General features: G+C 36.2%; 20 protein-coding genes. 6 read left to right on the plus strand and 14 right to left on the minus strand.

The window, feature by feature from the left end:
• The first annotated feature begins 109 nt into the window (after nt 1-109).
• Nucleotides 110-391 carry a hypothetical protein gene (locus BN3107_RS10950; RefSeq protein ID WP_058307660.1) on the plus strand — a complete coding sequence of 94 codons (282 nt, stop codon included), beginning with the start codon at nt 110-112 and terminating at the stop codon, nt 389-391.
• Between the two features lie 44 nt (nt 392-435).
• Here BN3107_RS10950 and BN3107_RS10955 read toward each other — a convergent pair whose 3' ends face one another.
• Both BN3107_RS10955 and BN3107_RS10960 read right to left on the minus strand, forming a co-directional pair.
• The gene (locus tag BN3107_RS10955; protein ID WP_058307661.1) at nt 436-1,023 is read right to left on the minus strand and encodes a hypothetical protein; all 588 of its coding nucleotides are present in this window, start codon (nt 1,021-1,023) and stop codon (nt 436-438) included.
• The gene (locus BN3107_RS10960) at nt 1,020-1,496 is read right to left on the minus strand and encodes a hypothetical protein (RefSeq protein ID WP_058307662.1); all 477 of its coding nucleotides are present in this window, start codon (nt 1,494-1,496) and stop codon (nt 1,020-1,022) included. Before BN3107_RS10960 ends, BN3107_RS10955 begins: the two co-directional genes overlap by 4 nt.
• A gap of 177 nt (nt 1,497-1,673) precedes the next feature.
• Here BN3107_RS10960 and BN3107_RS10965 point away from each other — a divergent pair, with 177 nt between their 5' ends.
• Nucleotides 1,674-2,009: a DUF3221 domain-containing protein gene (locus tag BN3107_RS10965; protein WP_058307663.1), complete on the plus strand. Its 336-nt coding sequence runs from the start codon at nt 1,674-1,676 to the stop codon at nt 2,007-2,009.
• Between the two features lie 133 nt (nt 2,010-2,142).
• On the opposite strand, the gene cysK is transcribed toward BN3107_RS10965, so the two are convergent.
• The 7 genes from cysK to rhaB form a co-directional block, all read right to left on the minus strand.
• Entirely contained in the window at nt 2,143-3,057 is a 915-nt protein-coding gene (gene cysK, locus BN3107_RS10970) for a cysteine synthase A (protein ID WP_058307664.1), read from the minus strand.
• A 521-nt stretch (nt 3,058-3,578) separates the two neighbouring features.
• Nucleotides 3,579-4,283, minus strand: coding sequence for a LutC/YkgG family protein (locus BN3107_RS10975; RefSeq protein WP_058307665.1), 705 nt, complete (start codon nt 4,281-4,283; stop codon nt 3,579-3,581).
• A complete protein-coding gene (locus BN3107_RS10980) occupies nt 4,270-5,709 on the minus strand; it encodes a LutB/LldF family L-lactate oxidation iron-sulfur protein (protein ID WP_058307666.1) in 1,440 nt (479 codons plus the stop codon). The genes BN3107_RS10975 and BN3107_RS10980 overlap by 14 nt, the downstream gene beginning before the upstream one ends.
• Complete coding sequence (locus BN3107_RS10985; RefSeq protein ID WP_058307667.1) at nt 5,709-6,434, minus strand: (Fe-S)-binding protein; 726 nt, start codon at nt 6,432-6,434, stop codon at nt 5,709-5,711. Before BN3107_RS10985 ends, BN3107_RS10980 begins: the two co-directional genes overlap by 1 nt.
• Nucleotides 6,435-6,727: 293 nt before the next feature.
• On the minus strand, nt 6,728-8,794 hold the full coding sequence (locus BN3107_RS10990; protein WP_058307668.1) for a bifunctional rhamnulose-1-phosphate aldolase/short-chain dehydrogenase: 2,067 nt from the start codon (nt 8,792-8,794) through the stop codon (nt 6,728-6,730).
• 117 nt (nt 8,795-8,911) lie between these two features.
• A complete protein-coding gene (rhaA, locus tag BN3107_RS10995) occupies nt 8,912-10,171 on the minus strand; it encodes an L-rhamnose isomerase (protein WP_058307669.1) in 1,260 nt (419 codons plus the stop codon).
• 16 nt (nt 10,172-10,187) lie between these two features.
• Nucleotides 10,188-11,579, minus strand: coding sequence for a rhamnulokinase (rhaB, locus tag BN3107_RS11000; protein WP_058307670.1), 1,392 nt, complete (start codon nt 11,577-11,579; stop codon nt 10,188-10,190).
• 580 nt (nt 11,580-12,159) lie between these two features.
• On the opposite strand from rhaB, the gene cadC reads away from it, so the two are divergent.
• From cadC to BN3107_RS11015, 3 genes are all read left to right on the plus strand, one after another.
• Nucleotides 12,160-12,528 (plus strand): Cd(II)/Pb(II)/Zn(II)-sensing metalloregulatory transcriptional repressor CadC, encoded by a 369-nt coding sequence (cadC, locus tag BN3107_RS11005; RefSeq protein ID WP_058307671.1) that lies wholly within the window; start codon nt 12,160-12,162, stop codon nt 12,526-12,528.
• Nucleotides 12,521-14,932, plus strand: coding sequence for a heavy metal translocating P-type ATPase (locus tag BN3107_RS11010; protein ID WP_058307672.1), 2,412 nt, complete (start codon nt 12,521-12,523; stop codon nt 14,930-14,932). Before cadC ends, BN3107_RS11010 begins: the two co-directional genes overlap by 8 nt.
• Nucleotides 14,933-15,070: 138 nt before the next feature.
• The gene (locus tag BN3107_RS11015; RefSeq protein WP_058307673.1) at nt 15,071-15,688 is read left to right on the plus strand and encodes a CadD family cadmium resistance transporter; all 618 of its coding nucleotides are present in this window, start codon (nt 15,071-15,073) and stop codon (nt 15,686-15,688) included.
• A 455-nt stretch (nt 15,689-16,143) separates the two neighbouring features.
• On the opposite strand, the gene BN3107_RS11020 is transcribed toward BN3107_RS11015, so the two are convergent.
• From BN3107_RS11020 to BN3107_RS11030, 3 genes are all read right to left on the minus strand, one after another.
• A complete protein-coding gene (locus BN3107_RS11020; RefSeq protein WP_058307674.1) occupies nt 16,144-17,124 on the minus strand; it encodes an AraC family transcriptional regulator in 981 nt (326 codons plus the stop codon).
• A 118-nt stretch (nt 17,125-17,242) separates the two neighbouring features.
• Complete coding sequence (gene ilvA, locus BN3107_RS11025; protein ID WP_058307675.1) at nt 17,243-18,502, minus strand: threonine ammonia-lyase IlvA; 1,260 nt, start codon at nt 18,500-18,502, stop codon at nt 17,243-17,245.
• Nucleotides 18,503-18,663: 161 nt separating this feature from the next.
• Nucleotides 18,664-20,673: a beta-galactosidase gene (locus tag BN3107_RS11030; RefSeq protein ID WP_058307676.1), complete on the minus strand. Its 2,010-nt coding sequence runs from the start codon at nt 20,671-20,673 to the stop codon at nt 18,664-18,666.
• A gap of 152 nt (nt 20,674-20,825) precedes the next feature.
• Between BN3107_RS11030 and BN3107_RS11035 the strand changes: the two genes are divergently transcribed.
• A complete protein-coding gene (locus tag BN3107_RS11035) occupies nt 20,826-21,350 on the plus strand; it encodes a DUF6944 family repetitive protein (protein ID WP_058307677.1) in 525 nt (174 codons plus the stop codon).
• On the opposite strand, the gene BN3107_RS11040 is transcribed toward BN3107_RS11035, so the two are convergent.
• Entirely contained in the window at nt 21,347-22,123 is a 777-nt protein-coding gene (locus tag BN3107_RS11040) for a class I SAM-dependent methyltransferase (protein WP_058307678.1), read from the minus strand. The genes BN3107_RS11035 and BN3107_RS11040 overlap by 4 nt on opposite strands.
• An 87-nt stretch (nt 22,124-22,210) precedes the next feature.
• Nucleotides 22,211-23,134 carry a manganese-dependent inorganic pyrophosphatase gene (locus BN3107_RS11045; protein WP_058307679.1) on the minus strand — a complete coding sequence of 308 codons (924 nt, stop codon included), beginning with the start codon at nt 23,132-23,134 and terminating at the stop codon, nt 22,211-22,213.
• Nucleotides 23,135-23,203 lie beyond the last annotated feature (69 nt).

Here is a 23,203-nt window from a genome sequence, read left to right on the forward strand (position 1 = left end):
AAGTCATTAGAAACTTCTCGTTATATAGGTGAATACCCTATCCAAATTAATGTTGCTGCATAGGCTACTACCAAGTGATGAAAGTTTATTACAGGAAGGAGAATTCATCATGTATCGTCAGCAACCAATGAGACCTCAACAATTCAGGCATCAACCACACCCGCAAGAAAGGTTTTTTGGCCCAATTGGCCCCCTAGGTGCAGGTTTATTAGGGTTTGGATTAGGATTTCTAGGCGGAGAATTAATCGATGGACCACCTGGCCCCTATCCATATCCGCCTTACCCACCCTATTACAATTATCCACCATACGGTCCACCTTTCCCTCCAGGACCAGGTATAGGACCGGGTCCAGGCCCTTATGGACCAGGACCTTATTTCGGACCTTTTTAGTCTGTTATGATAAAAAAAGTGCTCAGATTTTAGTCATCTGAGCACTAATTCAGATCTTTTTCATAAAGAACTTCATTATTGTCATTTATCCCTCTTAAATTTACTGCATGTCTATTTTCTCCAGACCAATTTATTAGAAACATTCGTTCTGAATTGACTTGATATGTATAGGTTTCAATTTGTTCTTGAGCATACATTTTTTCATATTGATAATCGTCGACAACATCAATTTCTATCTGGGTAATGTCCTGATTATGAACGATACCAAAGAAATTCCAAACATACTGATCGTTTGTTTGTGTAGCTTGCCATGAGTAATTAAGCTCCTCAGAAGTATCTATGGGGATACCTCCAACTCCACTACCAGGAGTCCAAAGAAAACCAAATCTTCTCTCAATCATATTAGCAGAGAACCATTCTTTATACTTTCCTAAATATATTCGGACATCACCAAGTTCAACTTCTTCTATGATTTCCGAAGGTCCATAATGATACGATCGTTCCGACTGCTCATATGCAGCTGACGGTGATAAGTGGTAATATTGAAAAAATGAAGATTTAGAAACAACAAAAACAATTAATAAGACTGCAAAAGTCCACTCTATAATGGACTTGTGTTTCTCTTTCTTCATTCAATTGTACCTCCATTATCTATAGGTACATCTACTTGAAAAGAACGATCATACCATTCATATTCGATTGTAATTGATTCTGTATCGATAGGTATTTTTTCAAATCCAGACACCGAAGAACTTATGTAACCCCAATGTGAGCTTGAGCCTCCATTAAATTCATATGATTTTCCTTCTGCAGTTGTTAAGTACATGGCGCTTTCAGAAAAACTCCAACCTTGTTCACCTTTTTTTATCTTATAAATTAATATGGTTGCCTCGTCCGATATAATCAAATGTTTAAAATAAATATGATCAGCGCCAACTTGAGCTTCTTTATCTATTTCATAATGAATCGCTTCACTTGCATTAATTTTAGCTTCTAAATTATCGGGTATAGAAACTGGAAGTACTCCCTTTATGCCTGCTAAAATATCTGGAACTAGAAGTAATAAGGCAACAATAATGAGAGTTCTTCTTATGAATTTCTCCATCTAAAGACTCCTTTTATTAATAGTTGACTCTACTTTACCATACTAAAATTGGTAATTCTATAGGGAAAATGTATTTCTCCGTCATTATAACGAGAGATAGGACTGACAAACAATCAAATAATGAAACCTATATAATATTAAAATCGTCTTATCATGTAAAGAGAAGGAGTGTGGCTAATGAAAAGAAAAGTATTCATTGCTTTTGCTGTTATATTGTTCAGTATTTCAATCGTAGGGTGTGGCAATTCTCACATGGAAGGTATTATTTTAGAAGTAACAGAAAATGAGATATTACTTTCAGAAAATCTTTCTCTGGACAAGTATGAAGATGTAAAAAACAAATCAATTTCAGAGATACAGGAAGAAGAAAAGAGTATTTCCTTAATTTATTTAGCATATGACAATACAGAGGAATGGTCAAAAGGTGATGAGGTAAAAGGATGGATTGATGGAGATATAATGACATCTTCTCCTGAGCAAGCTAAGGCTAAGAAAATTCAATTAAAAGAATAAGTTTCTCAACAGTCCGGGGTAATTAGCCAGTAAAAATCGTATAGCATTAACTATACGATTTGACATTAAATATCCAATTAAGTGAACTATTTTCAAAATAACCTGTCCATATATACGTGCAATAATCACGTTTCTAAAACAAGTGCATGCTTAAATAACGTTCTCCTGTATCTGGTGCGACACAGACAACTTTTTTGCCTTTACCAAGTTTTTGGGCAACTTGTATCGCTGCAAATACTGCTGCACCTGCTGAAGGTCCGACAAAGATACCTTCCTCTGAAGCTAAGCGTTTAAATGTATTAATCGCATCTTCATCACCTATTTGAATAATTTCATCATAAATAGACGTATTTAAAATATCTGGCACAAAACCTGGACTTGTGCCTACGAGCTTGTGTTTACCTGGTTTACCACCTGATAATACGGGAGAACCTTGAGGCTCGACAACTGCTATATGTAAATGTGGAAGTCTTTCTTTTAAGGTTTCACCTGTACCGGTAATCGTACCTCCTGTTCCAGCAGTTGCTACAAATCCATCTAATTGTTCATCCATTTGTTCTAGAATTTCTAATGCGGTTGTTTTGCGATGAATATCTGGATTTGCTTTATTTTCAAACTGTTGCGGTATAAAACTATTGGGAATTTCATCTACCAGTTCTTTTGCCTTTTTTATCGCTCCTGGCATTTTCTCGCTACTAGGTGTTAATACTACCTTTGCACCAAATGCCTTTAAAATATTGATTCGTTCCTGGGTCATGTTATCAGGCATTACCAAAATCGCCTTATAACCTTTCGCTGCAGCTGTCATCGCTAAACCGATGCCAGTATTACCACTGGTAGGCTCAATAATCGTAGAATCTTCTTTTAATAAACCTAATCTTTCTGCTTCTACAATCATATTATAAGCGGCACGATCTTTGACGCTTTTAGAAGGATTAAACATCTCTAATTTTACATATATATCTGCTGCATCTTCTGGTACAATCCGATTTAATTTTACCATTGGTGTATTTCCAATCAACTCTGTCATATTTTGATATACATTCATTTTTTTAACCCCTTCCTAACCATATAAGCCTATCTTACCAATAATTAATGATAATACCAACGATCATGCTTTGATATGTTCAAAAGAAAACACTACAAATGCTTGCTTGAGTAGATGTTGCACTTGTACACTTCTCCTTTTGGACGATATATGCTTTTATCGGACACTTAGGCAGATGCACACTTCTCCTTTTAGGCGATATATACTTTTATCGGACACTTGAGCAGATGTGCACTCCTCTTTTGGACGATATATGCTTTTATCGGACACTTGAGCAGATGCGCACTCCTCCTTTTGGGCGATATATACTTTTAATAAACTATTTCGATTAGTGCACAGTAATTTAGTAAAATGAAGATACCCATGGAAAATGGACAGCCGGAGCAGAGGTTAACCAGTTAAGATTATTCCAAAATTACCACACAGTTTATTGCTAGTATCTTCCTTATACGCAAGAAAATCCAAGCGATTTCAATAGTTATTTGAAATCGCTTGGATTCTTCTAATTTTGCTGTATTCTTTTATATGTCGTCTACCACAATGTAAGCAGCTCTAATCGGACCGTGTACACCGACGACTAGATTCATCTCAATATCGGCACTATTACTAGGCCCAGTGATGAAATTTATACAGGTTGCAATATCCTCGTCATTTTCTACTTGTTGATGAATGTAATCTGTCGCTTGGGTCATTCTTTTGACAATCGTTGATTTAGGTATAATCGCGATATAGTTAGCTGGTAATAAACTAACAGATCGGCCCTGGCCCTTATCATTTAACAAAACTACTGTACCAGACTCTGCCAAGGTAATATCACTAAAAGTAATCCCAATATCTGCTCGCTCCGCAAAATGTACAGAAGCCTCTCGATCGTGTCGATTCCACTTAAAGGAATCTAGTTGTGCCAGAAAATCAGAGATATTGTTTTCTTCAAATCGCTTATCTTCAGAATACACCACTGTTTTTGATTGGTATTGGTTCATAATCGACTCGATAGTTGCGGATAGTTCATTTACATTAGTCTGAAAAAAATCGGTATGGATATTGTCACACTGCTCTTTTAATACCGTAATTAACTGATCTTGGTCATACCCTTCCAATACATTTCGCTGTGGTGTAACAGACCAGGTAGGTTTCTCCACTGGCTTATCAGTTGCTATCCCGCCAATCTTTGCTCTTATATTTTCTAGAAAGCGGTCTCGATTGATTATGTTACCTTTTGGCATCTTGTTCACCTCGTTTCTCGCGATTCTTAAACCAATCACGAAAACGTTCATTCTCCGGTTTTGGAAAATCTCTTGCATGCGTCCAGTGCTTTAATGGGCCAGGTCCTTTGGTAATCATTTGTTTTTTAGCAAACGGTGTAGACATAAATGGCGCCATTTTTGTTGCTGTCCTGTACAGATTAGCTGAATTCATGAGTTGTTCAAATCCTCGCATAGCAACTCTCTCTGACAAGGTTGACCTCTTTTCATCTTCGACAATTTTACGTCGATGCATGATCAGTTGTTCATGAAGTGGAATTTTAACTGGACATACTTCCGTACAAGCCCCACATAAAGAAGAGGCATAAGGCAGTTCTTTATATTCATCATAATCAGATAAAAGTGGTGACAGTACAGCACCAATTGGGCCAGGATAAATCGATCCATAAGCATGACCACCTACATGGCGATACACAGGGCAAACATTGATACAAGCGGCACAACGAATACAATGCAATGCTTCTTGAAATTCCGTGCCCAAAATTTTCGAACGACCATTATCGACAATCACAAGATGGAATTCCTCAGGGCCATCCGCTTCTTCTAATTGTTTTGGTCCGGTTAAAGCGGTAATATAACTTGTCAGCTTTTGACCAACTGCTGCACGCGTCAATAAACTAACTACAACATCTAACTCTTCCCAACCAGGTACAATACGTTCCATCCCCATCACCGTAATTTGTGTTTTCGGTAAAGCAGAGACCATTCTTGCATTTCCTTCATTGGTTACCAAAGCAAATGAACCAGACTCTGCTACAGCAAAATTACACCCTGTGATGCCAAGGTCAGCAGAAAGAAACTCTTCACGTAGTTTTTCGCGAGCAAACAGTGCTAATTCTTCTGGTTTTTCGGTCTTCAGATAACCTAATTTTTCATTAAATACATCCCGTATTTGTTCTTTATTTTTATGAAGTGCTGGCGCAACAATATGGGAAGGGGGATCATGATCATCTATTTGCAGAATGTATTCCCCTAAGTCTGTTTCTATCACTTCACACCCTATTTCCTCTAGAGCCTCATTCATCGAAATTTCTTCCGTTACCATCGATTTTGATTTCGCTATTTTTTTAGCATCTTTTTCTTTTGCTATTCTTTGAATATACTCATTTGCCTCTTCACCTGTTTCGGCAAAAAAGACATGACCACCTAATTCTGCTACTTTTTCACTCAATTGATTTAAATAATAATCGAGATGCTCAATCGTATGACTACGAATTTCTGAACCAAGCGTGCGCCAATCTTCCCAATCTCCTAACTCATCCGCTGCTGTTGCACGTTTATCTTGCAATCTCCCTTGAGCTGAGCGCACAGCACCACGCATAAAGTCATCTTCAATTCCTTTTGTTACTCGTTTTTTAAAATCTTTCTCACCAATGTGCATCGGCATTATACGTCACCTCTGCTATTCAGAATTTCTGCAATATGCTTCACTTCAACCGGACTTCCATTTCTGGATAAACGCCCACCAATATTCATCAAACAACTGCCGTCAGCACCTAACAAAAGATCCGCATTTGTCTCTTCAATATGTGCTACTTTTTCATCTACCATTTGTTCCGAAATATCGCTCATTTTAATTGAAAAAGTTCCACCAAATCCACAACAATCATGACGATTTGGTAGGTCAATTAATTCCAATCCTTCTACATTTTCTAATAAACGAAATGGTGCTTCTTTTACACCTAATAAGCGAGTCATATGACAAGAGGTATGGTAGGTTGCCACCCCTTGATAACGTGCACCGACATCGTCTACTTCTAAAACATCTACAATAAATTGTGTTAATTCATAGGTTTTATCTTTCAAAGCAATCGCTCGTTTTTGCCAATCCGATCCTTCTTCAAATAACTGTGTATATTCATGAATCATATAAACACACGAACCGGAAATACCAACAACATATTCCGCATGTTCAAATGTTTCGATTAAATGTTTCGCTACTTCAACAGTTTCTTTTCGGTAACCGCTATTATAAGCGGGTTGACCACAACATGTTTGGGCTCTCGGAAAATCCACCTCACATCCAAGACGTTCCAATAACTCAACCGCTGCTTTTCCCGCATTCACATAAAACATATCCCCTAAACATGTAATAAAAAATGACACCTTCATTTTGTTTACTCCCCTTTTAGTAAGAAAAGCGCAGAGCGCCCGCTTAGAAACGTAGCGACTGTAACGAATCGACTGAGATAAAGGAATCACGGTGAGCTTGCGAACCGATGATGACTTATCGTAGGGCGATTTGTGAAGTCGCCTAGTTTCTGGCGCTCGGAGCTAGACATGACGCCGATTATATACTTTCTTTACTTCGAACAAGCCTTAGCCTTTTGTCTATTCTAGCACGTTTTCGTTATATAGTAGAATGGATAAACCCTCTAAAATGAGAGTTTATCCATTCTCTTTTACTATCGTGTGAATGCTGCTGCAACTCCGCCGTCTACTGTTACCATACAACCTGTCGTTTTCGCAGATTTCGATGAAGCAAGGAATGCAATTGATTCTGCAATATCTTCTGGTAAAATGTTTACATTTAAAATCGTACGTTTACGATAGTGCGCTTCTAAATCATCTGTTCCAATACCGTAAGACGATGCACGTTCTTTTTTCCATGAAGAGTCCCAGATCTTAGATCCTCGAATAACCGCATCTGGAAGAACAGAGTTAACACGGATTCCTAAAGAACCACCATCTGCTGCAATCGTACGAGCTAAGTGCACTTCAGCTGCTTTTGCCGTGCTGTATGCTGCTGCATTTTTGCCTGCATAGATGGAATTTTTCGAACCGATGAATACCATATTACCACCAATTTCTTGCTCTTTCATCAGTTTGAATATTTCGCGAGCTACCAGGAAGTAGCCTGTTACTAATACATTGATATTTAAGTTCCATTGATCCATGGTCGTTTCTTCAAATGGACTGGAACTTGCAAGCCCTGCGTTATTTACTAATATATCGATACCACCATATTTACGGACAGATGCTTGGATTGCTGCTTGTACTTCTTCTTCTTTTGTTACATCCATCTTGACGGCGAATGCACGATTTGCGCCATATTTTTCATTGACTTCATTCGCTAGATTCTCAGCACCTTCTAGGTTAATATCTGCAATAACAACATGTGCTCCTTCGTCTAGCAAACGATACGTTGTAGCAGTACCAATTCCACCTGCACCACCTGTTACAAAAGCTACTTGACGTGAGAACTCTACTTCCGGTGGAGCTAAGCTTAGCTTATAAAGCTCAAGTGGCCAATATTCCACACCATAGGATTCTGCTTCGTCTAATGATACAAAGTTTCCTAAAATAGTAGAACCAGTCATTACCGCAATCGCACGATGATACAGTTGTTCACTAATATTAGCTGCAGTCCAGCTTTTACCGGTATTGACCATTCCTAGCCCAGGTATCAGAATAATACGTGGTGCCGTTTCTACTAATTGATCACCCTCATTTTTATTTCGTTCAAAGTATGCGGTATATTCTTCTTTATATGTTGCAAGACCTTCTTTTATTTTTGATTTCAAAGAGTCTAGGTCTTCAGATTGTGGATCCCAGTCTATAAATAATGGTACTCTTTTTGTGTGTACTAGGTGATCCGGACATGCTGCACCAACTTGTGATAATTCTTTAGCATCGTTACTATTAACGAATTCTAAAACACTATCATTATCATTATAGGTTGTTAACATTTTTTTCTCTTGACTAACCTGTCCACGAATAACAGGCATAACTTTCGCAAATAGACTTTCTCTTTTATCTGCAGAAAGTGATGTATATTTAGCACCACCAAATAATGTTTGACCTTCAGCTTTCTTATTAATGAAATCTTCAGCTTCATTAATTATATCAATTGTTTTATTGTAGCTTTCTTTAGACGTTTCTCCCCATGTAACAAGTCCGTGTTTCTCCATAATCACTAATTCTGCGTTCGGATTGTTTTGAACACCTTCCGCAATCATTTTCGAAAGTTTAAATCCTGGTCGGATATACGGAACCCACACATAACGATCACCAAAAATCTCATTTGCAATTTCTTTTCCGTTATCTGCACAGGCAATGCTAATAATTGCATCTGGATGTGTGTGGTCGACTTGTTTATAAGGTAAAAATGCATGTAAAAGTGTTTCGATTGATGAGCGAGGGTGCTTCGCATCAATCATACAATGTGATAGGTATTCCACCATCTCTTCGTCCGTCATATCTTCACGTTCAAGTAACGGGCGGATGTCTTCTAATTTTAATCCGGTAAAGTTGTGAGATTTCATAGTAGCTAAATCAGATCCACTACCTTTCACCCACATTACTTCCACATCGTCACCTTTAAAGTCTTTTTCAATCGTTTTTGATGACGTATTGCCTCCACCAATATTTACAACAGAACGATCAGAACCTAATAAGTTTGAACGGTACACTAATGATTCCAAGCCATCATTTTGTTTGATTTTACTATCATCCCATTTGTTTTGAACCAAAGAAATTCCTCCTCTTAATCTTTGTTTATTTTTATGTTCGTTGTTTCTTTTTATATTATACTATAAATCAAAAATAAATCAACACAAACAAATATTATTGTGTTGATTTATTTTTTATTACGCTTCTCGTTTAGACAATACGTTTTTTTCGTATTCTTTTACTTCATCTAACCATTTTTCTTGGGAAGGAACTCCCATTTGCTCACAATAATAGTCCCAAATCGCCCCAAATGGATAGGTTTTGAACTCTTCCAATAATGCTAAACGATCGGTGAAATTCCCTTCTTCTTGTAGTTTTTTCAAATGATCGTTAGGTAATAATAAAGCATATAATAACGACTTAATCATATTCCGTGTACCTATCGTCCAGGCTGCGACACGATTGATACTCGCATCAAAGAAATCCAAACCAATCATTACTTTATCTAGCGCATCGTTGCGTACGATCTCAAGACCAATTTCGCGTAACTCATCATCCAATATCACCACATGGTCACTATCCCAACGAACTGGTCGTGATACATGTAAAGCTAATTGATCACTGAATAAAAGCATGGCAGAGATTTTATTAGAAACCACTTCTGTTGGGTGGTAGTGACCTGTATCTAGTAAACACAATTTATTATTTTTCAAAGCATAACCCATATAAAATTCGTGGGAACCTACAACATAAGCTTCTGAACCGATCCCAAATAATTTACTTTCTACAGCATCTACGTTAAGTGACTCATCAACATCAGCTGCGAAAATTTCATCTAAAGAATCTTTTAATCGTTTTCTTGGTGTTAGACGATCACTCGGTATATCTTTATATCCATCTGGAATCCAAATGTTCGTTAATGCTTGCTGTCCTAACTCTTTTCCAAAATACTCACCAATTTTACGTGATTGAATACAGTGTTTAATCCAAAAATCACGGATATCTTTATCTGGATGTGTTAATGTTAAACCATCTTCAGCCTTTGGGTGAGAAAACAGGGTAGGATTAAAGTCTAATCCCAATTCATTATCTTTGGCCCATTTCACCCAATTCTCAAAGTGTTTCGGTTCTAGCTGATCACGGTCGACCACTTTACCATCTGTTTCAGCATAAATAGCATGTAAATTGATTTTATGTTTCCCAGGTATTAGCGATAACGCTTTTTCCAAGTCACTTCTCATTTGTTCAGGAGTAGTTGCTTTCCCAGGATAGTTACCAGTTACGTCAATACCTCCAGATAACTCTTGTTGGTTTACCTCAAATCCACCGATATCGTCACCTTGCCAGCAATGGATCGAAATTGCTACTTTTTTTAATTGTTCAAATGCTTCCTCGACGGAAACGCCCCATTTTTCATATTGTTCTTTTGCTCTTTCAAAATTTTCTTGTACACTCATTGTCTTCACCTCTTGATTAAAATTTTTGGATATCGAACGATTGATTTATAATTTGTTTGGATTCTTCGACTGACTTAATTTGTCCTGTTGTTATCATTTGAGCTATTAGGTTCCCTATCGCTGTTGCTTCACCTGGACCTGTGTAAATTTTTTTTCCTGAAACTTTGGCTAACTTTTCATTCATATAGTTGTTTTTACTGCCACCCCCAATAATATGAATTGTGTCGTAGCTTTTACCTGTTAATTGTTCAATTTCTTTGGCGGTTTGATCGTAGCTATTAACTAAACTATCAAATATACATTTGGCAAATTGACCAGCTGTTTCTGGTATCGACTGATCTGTTTCTTGACAGTATTTCTGAATAGCCTGATTCATGCTTGAAGGACTTAAAAATCGTTGATCATTGACATCAACTGTAGATGAAAAGTCTTTTGTTTGGTAAGCCAAATCGACAAACTCGATGAAGCTTATTTGGTCATTCCATTCTCGTTTTACTTCTTGAATCATCCATAGACCCATGATGTTTTTCAAGAAACGAAAATTACCATCTGCACCACCTTCATTGGTGAAATTATAGTTGAATGCTTGTGACGTACTTATCGGTTCGTCATGTTCTACACCCATTAACGACCATGTCCCTGAACTAATATAGATCGTTTCCTTACTCGGAACCGACATCACAGCTGATGCGGTATCATGTGTACCTGGCAAAACCACTTTAAGATTGGTTCCTAGTTCTTCTTGTAACTCTTTTGTGAGCATACCGATTTGTTGTAACGGTTCTTTGGGCTCTGCAAACAAATCGTTTGGAATTCCTAATATCTCTAAAAAAGATGAATTCCACTTTTTGTCTTTTGCATTTAGTAATTGCGTCGTAGTAGCATTTGTATACTCGTTCGTTATGATCCCTGTTAATAAGTAATGAAGATAATCCGGAACCATTAAAAAGTGTGCTGCTTCTTTAAATATGTCTGGATTCTCTTTTTTTAGAGCAAATAATTGATAGATGGTATTAAATGGTTGAAATTGAATTCCTGTATCTTGATAAATTTTTTGTTTATCGATGTGCTGAAACACTTCTTCCATCACACCATCTGTCCGATGATCTCTATAGGCGACAGCATCTGTGATTCTTTTCTTCTCTTGATCTAATAAAACAAAGTCAACGGCCCATGTATCGATACCAATTGTAATTGGTTGATACTGTTGTGTGATACTTTGTTTTATACCTGTTTTTATTTCTTGAAAAAGTCGATCAATATTCCAACATAAGTGACCGTTCTTTTCTTCCATTTTGTTTTCAAAACGATGAATTTCATCTAAAATAAGTTTGCCATTCTCTAGATAACCAGCGATAACACGGCCACTAGATGCACCGATATCCACTGCTAAGTTACATTTTTGCATATGTATCACTTCCTTCTTGTAAGCGATTTATAAACTAATTATAAAGTAATTATATTTTTAATTTAATAACGAAAATTACATAATTATTGTCTATTTTTGCAATGACGAAAGCAAATAACATTTGTAACGAGCTAATTAATTTAGCTTTAATTATAAAAACCACTACAAAAATAGAAAGTAGTTCAGTTTTTGGAGTATAAAAATGTAATTTGTGCTCATAATTGAACTGCTTTTTTTATATGGAATTGTAGGCTAAAATGCAAGGATTTTTGCAATCCAAATTGTATAACTAATTGAGATAAATTTAGGATAATTAACTTACATATGGTAAAATAAGTTAAAAGACGTTCTTCAACTAACGGGCAGTTTTGTTGAAGAGTGGTGTTTAACTTGTGTGCAACAATCGGGCCATTCGTTGAAGAAAGTTTTTACGTATTCATCTAGAATAACGAAGAAGAATCGGGGTACGATCCCAGGTTCTTCTTTTTCTTTTTATTTTAATCAAATATTTACTTGAATGATAAATTGAAAATGGTTATAATATATTCAAGCAAATACTTGAATAAGATGGAGTGATAATATGAATAAGAAAGAAACTTGTGAAATTTTTTGTTATGACGAAGAAAAGGTTAATCGAATACAAGGGGATTTACAAACAGTTGATATTTTTGGTGTAAGCCAAATGTTAAAGGCTATTGCTGATGAAAATAGAGCAAAAATCACCTACGCTCTGTGTCAGGATGAAGAGTTATGTGTTTGTGATATAGCAAATATATTAGGTGTTACGGTAGCAAATGCTTCTCATCATTTACGAACGCTTTATAAGCAAGGGGTTGTCAACTTTAGAAAAGAAGGAAAACTCGCTTTCTATTCGTTAGATGATGAACATATCAGGCAGATAATGATGATCGCCTTAGCGCATAAGAAAGAAGTGAAGGTCAATGTCTGAACAAAAGGTAAAACTAATGGAAGAAGAAATGAACGTCTATCGGGTCCAAGGATTTTCATGTGCAAATTGTGCAGGTAAGTTTGAGAAAAATGTTAAAAAGATTCCAGGCGTTCAAGATGCAAAAGTGAATTTTGGAGCATCAAAAATATCCGTTTACGGCGAACCCTCCATTGAAGCATTAGAAAAAGCTGGTGCTTTTGAAAATTTAAAAGTGGCTCCTGAAAAACCTAGACGTCAAGTACCACAAGAGATGAATCAAGAAAAAAATGTATATCAAGTTCAAGGATTTTCATGTGCAAATTGTGCGGGGAAATTTGAAAGAAATGTTAAAGAGCTTCCAGGAGTTCAAGATGCAAAGGTAAACTTTGGAGCATCAAAAATATCCGTTTATGGTGAAACTTCAATCGAAGAATTAGAAAAGGCCGGCGCTTTTGAAAACCTCAAGGTAGCTCCTGATGAACGAAGAAAACAGGCTTCAGAAGGGATTCAAGAAGGGAAAAAAGAAGAGAAAGTACCTTTTTATAAAAAGCATGGTACTTTACTTACTTCGGCATTATTTCTTGTTTTCGGTTACCTATCCTTGTTTGTCAACGGTGAAGAAAACATTGTGACTACTTTATTGTTTTTAGCTTCCATGGTTATTGGAGGTTTATCCCTTTTTAAAGTCGGCTTACAAAATTTATTACGCTTTGAATTTGACATGAAAACCCTTATGACAGTTGCTGTTATTGGTGGCGCTATTATAGGTGAGTGGGCTGAAGTTGCTGTTGTTGTTATTCTCTTTGCAATCAGCGAGGCACTGGAACGATTCTCTATGGATAGAGCAAGACAGTCGATAAGTTCATTAATGGACATTGCACCAAAAGAAGCACTCGTTAGGCGTAATGGACAAGAAATAATGATTCATGTGAATGATATCGTTGTTGGTGACATCATGATTGTCAAACCGGGTCAAAAGATTGCAATGGATGGTGTGGTGGTAAATGGTAACTCTGCCGTCAATCAGGCTGCTATCACAGGTGAATCTGTCCCAGTTGCCAAAACACTCGATGATGATATATTTGCTGGTACTTTAAATGAAGAAGGTTTACTCGAGGTTAAAATAACCAAACAGGTAGAAGATACTACAATTTCTAAGGTTATCCATCTAGTAGAAGAAGCACAAGGGGAACGGGCCCCAGCTCAAGCCTTTGTCGATAAATTTGCGAAATATTACACGCCTATTATTATGGTTATTGCTGCGCTAGTTGCTGTGGTCCCTCCTCTCTTTTTTGGCGGAAGTTGGGAAACGTGGGTTTATCAAGGTTTAGCTGTTCTTGTTGTTGGTTGTCCTTGTGCATTAGTTATATCCACTCCAATCGCTATCGTTTCAGCTATTGGAAATGCTGCAAAAAAAGGAGTACTTGTCAAAGGCGGTATTTATCTAGAAGAAATGGGAGCTTTAAAAGCCATTGCATTTGATAAAACGGGAACACTTACAAAAGGAGTTCCAGTTGTAACAGATTTTAACTTATTAAATAAACAGGTAGACGAAAAAGAGCTACTTTCCATCATTACAGCACTTGAATATCGTTCGCAACACCCTCTTGCTTCAGCCATTCTGAAGAAGGCAAAACAAGAGAATATCTCCTATTCAGATGTACAAGTGGATGACTTCTCTTCCATTACGGGTAGAGGTGTAAAAGGAATTGTAAATGGAACAACCTATTATATAGGAAGTCCAAAACTCTTCAAGGAATTATTTGTTCCTGATTTTAGCCAAGAGTTCGAAGATAAGGTTAGAAACCTTCAAAATCAAGGGAAAACTGCCATGATTATTGGAACTGAACAAAATATACTTGCCGTTATTGCAGTTGCTGATGAAGTACGTGAAACAAGCAAAGATGTGATTCAAAAGTTAAATCAGTTGGGTATTAAAAAGACAATTATGTTGACCGGTGATAATAAAGGTACTGCAGATGCAATCGGTTCACACGTAGGCGTATCGGATATTCAATCAGAATTGATGCCACAGGATAAGTTGGACTATATTAAACAATTAAGATCGGAATATGGGAATGTAGCCATGGTTGGTGATGGTGTCAATGATGCTCCCGCGCTTGCTGCATCTTCTGTTGGAATTGCAATGGGTGGGGCTGGTACAGATACAGCATTAGAAACGGCAGACGTTGCTTTAATGGGAGACGATTTAAGGAAGCTTCCATTCACTGTCAAACTTAGCCGAAAAACTCTAAACATCATCAAAGCTAATATTACTTTTGCCATTGCTATTAAATTTATTGCCTTACTGCTAGTGATTCCGGGCTGGTTAACACTTTGGATTGCCATTCTCTCGGATATGGGTGCAACTCTTTTAGTAGCGTTAAATGGGCTAAGGCTTATGCGCGTGGATGAAGATGAATAGGTTTAAGGGGTAAAAACAGAATAATAAAATCACGCCTACCAACTAATATTTTAGTATATCTATATAAGTGTTTCAATTTAAGGGCTTTTCAATTTGAAGAAAGGTCCTTATTATCCCAAAACATTGGAGATGGAAAAAATGATTGTAACGGCGCTTACAGCTGCTGCGGTTTATGTAGCAACAGGAATTGATTATCTCGTTATATTAATTCTTTTGTTTTCGCAAATAAAAAAAGATCAAGTGAAACATGTTTGGATAGGACAATATATAGGGACTGCAATTATTATAGGAGTAAGTCTTTTAGTTGCTCTTGGGGTTGCAAATTTAATTCCTCAGCAATGGATTATAGGACTACTTGGACTTTTACCACTTTACTTAGGTGTAAAAATATGGATTAAAGGGGAAGAGGATGAAGATGAAAGTAGCATTTTATCCTTATTCTCCTCAGGTAAATTTAATCAATTATTTTTGACGGTTACTTTCATTGTATTGGCTTCCAGTGCGGATGACTTTTCCATTTATATACCGTACTTCACGACGTTAAATATGATCGAAATTTTTGTTGCTATTATTGTCTTTTTAATTATGGTTGGGGTTTTATGTTATGTCAGCTATCGCTTAGCTTCCTTAGATTTTGTATCGGAAAAAATTGAGAAATATGAACGTTGGATTGTACCAATTGTATTTGTAGGGTTAGGGATATATATAATGTTTGAAAATGGCACATTCAATGCTTTGATTTCATTTCTTCTTTGAAGTGACAAATCCAACCGCAATCGGGCGCTTTTCTTTATAAGAAGGCGTCTTTTCAAATCAATCAGATTCTGGAGCAACACATTTAAAGGATTGGAGTCATATTAAGGTGTAAAAAATATTGTGAAGGATTTCACTTAAACTATCGGGTGCGTTAGTTTAAGAAATGTGAGTATTTTCCGATAAGGAATTTGTTCTTTTTTTGTAGTCAAAATTTCATAAGTTTTTACAACTGATTTTACAGGTATTCAATAATTATTATGGCTTTTCGTGTTGGGTTGCATTTTCCAGGGCAAATAACTACTCAAGATACAAATGAACATTTATATAACAATGAAAAATGAGCATCAAATTGCTATGCAATGCAACGCAACGCTCATTTTTATAATACATTTTTATTGTTTGTACTCAAAAACTGAACTACTTACGAAAATAGAAAGTCATCTATTTCTTAGTGGTTATTCTTTCTTATGTAGTTGTGTTTGATATGCTTTTGGCGTCAATTTATATTTTTGTTTAAACAAACGATAAAAATAGCTGATATTCTCGTAACCTACTTCTTCAGCGATTGCTTGCATAGATAAATCACTATAGAGTAATAAGTTCTTCGCCACTAATAGCCTTTTCTCCTGAACTAAATCTTTGAAATTCTGATTCGTCAATGCTTTTACTTGTTTACTTACCCAATAAGCAGTTTGGTTAAATTGTGTGGCTAATGCTTGTAAGTTAGCTTCACGATAGTTTTCTTCTATATAACGAAATACTTCCGTTAGAAATGTATGTTTTTCTGTATGTATATTATTTTGCTGAGACTGGTTTTGTTGTTCAATTAATTCTAAAATTAATAGCCCCATAAGAAATTTAATTTTTGATTTAGACAGAATCGATTCCTCAAACATCTCCTCCAATATTTGACTCATAATCTCTTGAATCCGAATCGAATCTGACACAGGATAATACAAAAATTGCCCGGTCTGATTATAATCAAACATGCTATTCATTAAGAAATGAATCATCTGACTTTGAATAAAACCTGTAGAAAGATTGGATAGGATATAATCAAAAAATGCTGGATGGATTATAAAATTAATAATGATATCTTCTTTTTCACATGCTGTTAATTCATGTTCAATATGTTGATTTAGAAGTAATATATCACCTTGTTTCAACGTCATCGGCTGGTTTGCAACTTTTTGATGAAATTGACCATGAACCACATAATTCATTTCAATATAATCATGAGAGTGTTTAGGAAAATCGATATATCTAGGGTGCTTACGAATCATAATTAAATCATCTTCTAAAAATTTCTCACTTTGGATGATAAAATCAGATGTTAGGTTCGTATAGATTTCCTTATTAACAGCTTTGTCTCCTCGTAAAATCCCACGTTCTTCATCTGTTTCCAACATTAACTCATTTAGTAAAGTCTTATTCAAAAAGATTACCCCCAAACCAAACCTTATCTTCACTTTCAAAAAAAGCTCGTCACCATAACGAATGGCGACAAGCCTGTCATTTATTTTCAATTTTTCATAAAGTAAATGGTACGCAAAATCAGATTAATAATTGGAATAGCTGTTCATCTTTGTTGATTTCGATATAGGTAAATCCTTTTTTCTCCATACGCGATATAATCTGATGATAATCCTCTGCTCTTTGCAGTTCGATCCCTACTAAAACTGGACCCTTATCTCGATTATTTTTCTTGGTATATTCAAAACGAGTGATGTCGTCGTCTTTACCTAGGACTTCATCCATAAATTCTCTAAGTGCACCGGCGCGTTGTGGGAAATTAACGATAAAATAATGTTTGAATCCTTCGTAAATTAACGAACGTTCTTTAAATTCCTGCATACGATCAATATCATTATTTCCACCACTTACGATACACACGACATTTTTTCCTTTAATTTCATCACGGTAATAGTCAAGTGCTGAAATAGGTAATGCACCAGCAGGTTCTGCAACGATTGCATTTTCGTTATATAAATCTAATAAAGTGGTACATAATTTACCCTCTGGCACAACAGAAATATCATCGATAAATTCTTTGGCAATATCAAATGAAATATCACCGACTCTTTTAACACTTGCTCCATCTACAAATTTATCAATTTTATCTAATTTTACTACTTCATCTTTTTCTAAAGCAGCTTTCATTGACGCTGCACCTTCTGGCTCTACTCCGACAATCTTCGTATCTGGACTAATACTATTTAAGTATGATCCTACACCCGAAATTAAACCACCGCCGCCAACTGCCATGAAGACATGGGAGATCGGTTCTTCCATACAATCTAAAATTTCAAGACCAATCGTACCTTGTCCCGTAATGGTACGAGTATCATTAAAAGGATGAATAAATGATGCATCATGTTCATTACAGTATTCCATTGCTTGATCAAATGAATCATCGAATGTATCACCAATTAAACGAATCTCAACAAATGGTCCACCGAAAAATTCGACACGGTTTACTTTCTGTCTAGGAGTTGTACTTGGCATAAAAATGACACCTTTCACTCCTAATGCCTTGCAAGAATAGGCAACACCCTGTGCATGGTTTCCCGCACTGGCACAAACCACTCCATTGGCCAATTCTTCTTGGGTCAAGCCTTGCATTAAATTATACGCTCCGCGAATCTTAAAGGAACGCACGACTTGAAGATCTTCTCTTTTTAAATATACATTACAATCATATTTATCAGAAAGAATCGGATCACGTTGTAATGGTGTTTTAACTACAACATCTTTTAATACTTGATTTGCTATAATAATATCTCTGACTTGAATTGGATTAACTTTTGTACTCATAATTTGAACCCTTCCTACTTCAATTGTTAGATTTATACTAACATAAACAAGCAAATTAGAAAATATTTTTATCCTCATATATAAAGCTTTATTAGGTAAAATATAAACAAACCTCCACTTCCGTAATTTTTGAAGAGGAGGTTTGTTCGTGTAGTGCCTTATCAATAGGATAAGATTGCTACATCCGTATGCTCTATGTGAACTTCATCCGTAACCTTTTGATTGCTCAGGCAATTCGTATATGTCACACCTTTATCCAAAGAAACCGTTACAGGATCTGTATTGTGATTTAAAATGAATAGGTATGTTTGATTGTTATTCGTTCTTTCGACAACTTCTACATTATTTGGTACTGAAAGAGGTGCGCTAATATTTAATTGTTGCAATATACCCTCCAATAACTTATCTACATATGCTTCCGATGGGTTTGTACCGATATAAATCGAACTACCTTTACCATACTGATGAATCGTCACTGCTGGAGAGTTTTGATACCAATTTTCTTTAAATGTTGCAATTGATTTGGCACCTTCTAGTTTAATGATATCAGCCCATGTATCAACCGTCGACAATTCACCATTCGCAACAATCGTATTGGTTTCGTCATCAGCCATTGGAGCAAACTCTTCGACAGTTAACCCTAATAACTTACGTAGAGGTGCCGGATATCCACCTAAGTGAATATGGTCCTGTTGATCTGCGATACCACTGAAAAAGCTAACTACTAGTGTGCCGCCTTGATCGACAAATTGTTCTAAATTCTTTTCTTCTCCCTCTCGAATCATATATAACATCGGAGCGACTACTAATTGGTATTCTGAGAGATCACTTGTAGGGTCTACAAAGTCTACTGCAATATTTTTCTCATAAAACACGCGATAATATTGATAAACTTGATCTAAATAGGATAGCTTATTATGTGGCTTTCCTTCTAGTTCAACTGCCCACCAATTTTCCCAATCAAATACAATAGCCACTTTTGCATTTGTTCGAGCATCTACTAATCCATCAAGTTGCTTTAATTCGTTCCCTAACTGTTTGATTTCCTGATACGTGCGACTTTCCGGATTATTCGAGTGTGGCACCATCGCACCATGGAATTTTTCTGCTCCAGCTCTACCTTGTCGCCATTGGAAATACATTACCCCATCGCCGCCTCTTGCAACGGTAGAATAACTCCATAGCCGCATTTCTCCTGGTTTTTTTGTCAGATTAATATCGCGCCAATTGACGTGAGAGGTTACTTGTTCCATTAAATAAAATGGTTGACCATTTTTAAGACTTCTCATTAAATCATGATGCATCGCATGTCGATATGGCTTTCCTTCTCTCGGATCTGGATAAGAATCCCAAGTTACTAAATCCATATCTTTCGCCCATTCAAAGTAATTAAGTGGCTTAAATTCATACATGAAATTAGTAAAAACAGGGATCTCAGGTGTAATATCTCTTAGTACTTCTTTTTCTGTTTTATAAAGTTCAAAAATCGCTTCATCCATAAAGCGCTTATAATCTAACTTCTGACTTGGGTTATAAAAGGTTGGTAAATTTGCTGGAAATTGAATCTCATCCCATGCATTATAGCGCTGACTCCAAAAATTCGTACCCCATTTCTTGTTCAAGTTATCAATTGTTTGATATCTAGCCTTTAACCATGTACGGAACGCTTGTAAACTTTCCTCACTATAGCACTCTGATAGATGACAGCCATATTCATTATTAATATGCCACATTTTAACTGCCGGATGATCTTTATAACGGTTAGCCATTTCCGTTACCAACTGTTTAACAGCATATCTAAAACGCTTACTATTTGGTGAATAATGTTGTCTGGAGCCAACTTGGTAAGCTACACCATTTTTTTGTACAGCTAACACTTCTGGATATTCTTTGGATAACCATGCTGGTGGAGATGCGGTTGCAGTCGCCAAAGCCACTCCTATTCCATGACTATGTAATATATCTAAAATTTTATCTAACCAAACAAAATCAAACTGCCCTTCCTTTCGTTCAATAACAGACCAACTAAATATCGCAACAGAAACCAGGTTTACGCCTGCTTCCTGCATTAATTTTGCATCTTCTAACCAAAACTGTTCATCCCATTGTTCAGGGTTATAATCGCCACCAAAGGCTATATGTGGCATAACCTCTTTTATTTGCTTTACCATATATATCTCTCCTATCTTTCTTAATTATATTTATTAACTAATACGTACATCTTATAAGAAAACGTTATCATAATCAACTATTTAATATTTTTCGATTTTGAAGCCAAAACAATTTGAGGTAATTTTCATATTATAATTTATGAGGTGATCTTATGTCAGAGGATAATGATAATCTATTATTTGGAGGATGGGTAGTAGCAATCGGCACCGTTATTTCTGCTTTAGCAAATACACCTAGTTTTTCGATCACACCTTCCGCAAAAAACGACTTAAAAATCATTGGAAATTCTCTACAAGCTACCGGAAACGCAATTCAAGTTGAACGACTTACCTCAGTACAGTTAGAAAATATCGCAAATGAAATCCAGGCAATCGGTAACACCACCGTTATAAGTTCACTAATACTACCATTTGATAAACAAATAAAAAATACACTTAATACAAAAGGTAATCTGCTTCAAGCACTCGGAGGAGGTATCAGCTTTTCGGAGGACTGGAATAAAGAACGAACAATTAATGTTTTGTATAGTGGAATCGGTAATTTGTTACAAGTAATCGGTAATAGCATGCAAGCTTTGTCAACACAAAGTAAAAAAAGTGAAATGGAGTGGAATACAATTGGCAACTGGATTCAAGCAACGGGAGCACTAATGACAGCAATAGCTGTTACGATTTAATGTAATTCAATCGTACCGTAATGAAACTGCGCCGTTTTGCGAATATGCTGAGTAAAGTCGTAATCCTTAAAACGTTCACTTTGCCAATGATCTTTTAGAACAATCCGTTGTTTTGCGACACGTCTTGCTTCAGACAATATTTCATTCGTAAGATCTTTATTTACAGCATTCATACGTAAAGGTGCTATACCGTCAGATTCTTTGATTTCTTGTTGAAACATAGGGTCAAAATAAATGACATCGATACTTTTAGTTGCTGCATTTTTCAAAAAATGATAATGGTCATCATTATGTACTTCAATCTTCCTCATTGCTTGATCAAAAATATCTAACGAACTTTCAAATCGCATTAATCCTTCCTTCACCATCATATACATCGTTTTACTTGCTTCCACTCCAATGACTCTTCCAGTATTTCCAACAGCTATACTGGCTATGATACTATCAGCTGCTAGACCAAGTGTACAATCTAAAAAACTCATCCCTTGCTTTAAATTTGTTACTTCCAAAAACGGTTCCCTTTCTCCTTTAATAAAGCGTTTAGCACGAATCATGGAGAGATTAGGATGGAAGAAGATTTTTTCATCGGAATCGATAGGTGATATATATAATTCGTCATGACTAAATACAAGAATATCTGCTTTATATTCTTGTTTTAAATTACTTAATGAACGTTGATTTCTCTCTACATATTGCAAGTGGTACTCGTTCGCTAGTGCTTTCGCATCTGTTTCCAATCTGAATTGTTTGCGAGACGCAGTTGTTATAATCATTGTTTTTCATTCCCATATGTCTTTTCTTTTGAAAAAGGATGTTAACCAATTCATGATTAACATCCTTAAAGACTTTAACTTACAAGTTTAAAATACATTTTGTAAATTCGGTACGACTTGCTTTTTACGTGATACTACGCCTTTTAATGTTGCCGTTTTGTTTTCAAGTGTTACATCGAATGCTTTTGCTACTTTGTCTTCTGCTTCCCCAACTGCAAGCACGACAGAGTCATTGTTTAAAATGTCGGTAATCACGAATACAAATAGCTTTAAGCCTTTATCTGCAACTGTTTTCTCAATAGCTGGTTCAATTTCGCTGCGCATTGCTAATACATCGTCAACTTCCACTGTATTAACTTGAGCGATTTCTACTTTATTTCCATTCATATCAAATTCCTTAGCATCCATAGTGATCAAGTCTTGAGCCGATTTGTCACTTAAGTTTGCACCTGCTTTTAACATATCTAGACCGTATTTTTCACTGTCGACACCGGCAATTTCCGCTAGTTCTTTAGCAGCCGCTACATCTTGATCTGTACATGTTGGAGATTTAAATAATAATGAGTCGGAAATAATGGCTGAAAGCATAAGTCCTGCTGTTTCTTTCTTTATTTCTACATTATTTTCTTTATAAAGCTTATTAAGAATCGTCGCCGTACAACCAACAGGTTCTGCACGATAATAGACAGGATCTTTTGTTTCAAAGTTCGCAATACGATGATGATCAATTACCTCTAGAACTTGCACACGATCAATATCTTCCGCACTTTGTTGACGTTCATTATGGTCTACCAAAATAACTTGGTCGACTTCATCCGATACATTCTCTACCATTCGTGGAGCAGATTGACTAAAATGATCTAATGCAAATTGGGTTTCATTATTGACTTCCCCCAACCGAACTGCTTCTACCTCTTCACCTAAAGCAGTTTTTAATTCTGCATAGGCAATTGCTGAACAGATCGTATCTGTATCAGGATTCTTGTGTCCAAAAATTAAAGTGTTTGCCATGATTAAAACTCCTTTTTTTACCATTTTTAATTTCCAATTCCATTATACAGGAATTACTGTTAAAGAAAA

Origin of the sequence: Gracilibacillus massiliensis, from assembly GCF_001458115.1 — a bacterium.
GTDB classification, from domain to species: domain Bacteria; phylum Bacillota; class Bacilli; order Bacillales; family Amphibacillaceae; genus Gracilibacillus; species Gracilibacillus massiliensis.

What these genes read in the sequence shown, in the direction of transcription:
- ilvA (WP_058307675.1), bottom strand. Translation starts at nt 18,502, where the DNA reads ATGAGTACAAAAGTTAATCCAATTCAAGTCAGAGATATTATTATAGCA.
- BN3107_RS10960 (WP_058307662.1), bottom strand. Translation starts at nt 1,496, where the DNA reads ATGGAGAAATTCATAAGAAGAACTCTCATTATTGTTGCCTTATTACTT.
- BN3107_RS11040 (WP_058307678.1), bottom strand. Translation starts at nt 22,123, where the DNA reads ATGATTATAACAACTGCGTCTCGCAAACAATTCAGATTGGAAACAGAT.
- BN3107_RS11015 (WP_058307673.1), top strand. Translation starts at nt 15,071, where the DNA reads ATGATTGTAACGGCGCTTACAGCTGCTGCGGTTTATGTAGCAACAGGA.
- rhaB (WP_058307670.1), bottom strand. Translation starts at nt 11,579, where the DNA reads ATGCAAAAATGTAACTTAGCAGTGGATATCGGTGCATCTAGTGGCCGT.
- BN3107_RS10965 (WP_058307663.1), top strand. Translation starts at nt 1,674, where the DNA reads ATGAAAAGAAAAGTATTCATTGCTTTTGCTGTTATATTGTTCAGTATT.
- rhaA (WP_058307669.1), bottom strand. Translation starts at nt 10,171, where the DNA reads ATGAGTGTACAAGAAAATTTTGAAAGAGCAAAAGAACAATATGAAAAA.
- BN3107_RS11030 (WP_058307676.1), bottom strand. Translation starts at nt 20,673, where the DNA reads ATGGTAAAGCAAATAAAAGAGGTTATGCCACATATAGCCTTTGGTGGC.
- BN3107_RS10985 (WP_058307667.1), bottom strand. Translation starts at nt 6,434, where the DNA reads ATGAAGGTGTCATTTTTTATTACATGTTTAGGGGATATGTTTTATGTG.
- cysK (WP_058307664.1), bottom strand. Translation starts at nt 3,057, where the DNA reads ATGAATGTATATCAAAATATGACAGAGTTGATTGGAAATACACCAATG.
- BN3107_RS10955 (WP_058307661.1), bottom strand. Translation starts at nt 1,023, where the DNA reads ATGAAGAAAGAGAAACACAAGTCCATTATAGAGTGGACTTTTGCAGTC.
- BN3107_RS10950 (WP_058307660.1), top strand. Translation starts at nt 110, where the DNA reads ATGTATCGTCAGCAACCAATGAGACCTCAACAATTCAGGCATCAACCA.
- BN3107_RS10980 (WP_058307666.1), bottom strand. Translation starts at nt 5,709, where the DNA reads ATGCCGATGCACATTGGTGAGAAAGATTTTAAAAAACGAGTAACAAAA.
- BN3107_RS11010 (WP_058307672.1), top strand. Translation starts at nt 12,521, where the DNA reads ATGTCTGAACAAAAGGTAAAACTAATGGAAGAAGAAATGAACGTCTAT.
- BN3107_RS11035 (WP_058307677.1), top strand. Translation starts at nt 20,826, where the DNA reads ATGTCAGAGGATAATGATAATCTATTATTTGGAGGATGGGTAGTAGCA.
- cadC (WP_058307671.1), top strand. Translation starts at nt 12,160, where the DNA reads ATGAATAAGAAAGAAACTTGTGAAATTTTTTGTTATGACGAAGAAAAG.
- BN3107_RS10975 (WP_058307665.1), bottom strand. Translation starts at nt 4,283, where the DNA reads ATGCCAAAAGGTAACATAATCAATCGAGACCGCTTTCTAGAAAATATA.
- BN3107_RS11045 (WP_058307679.1), bottom strand. Translation starts at nt 23,134, where the DNA reads ATGGCAAACACTTTAATTTTTGGACACAAGAATCCTGATACAGATACG.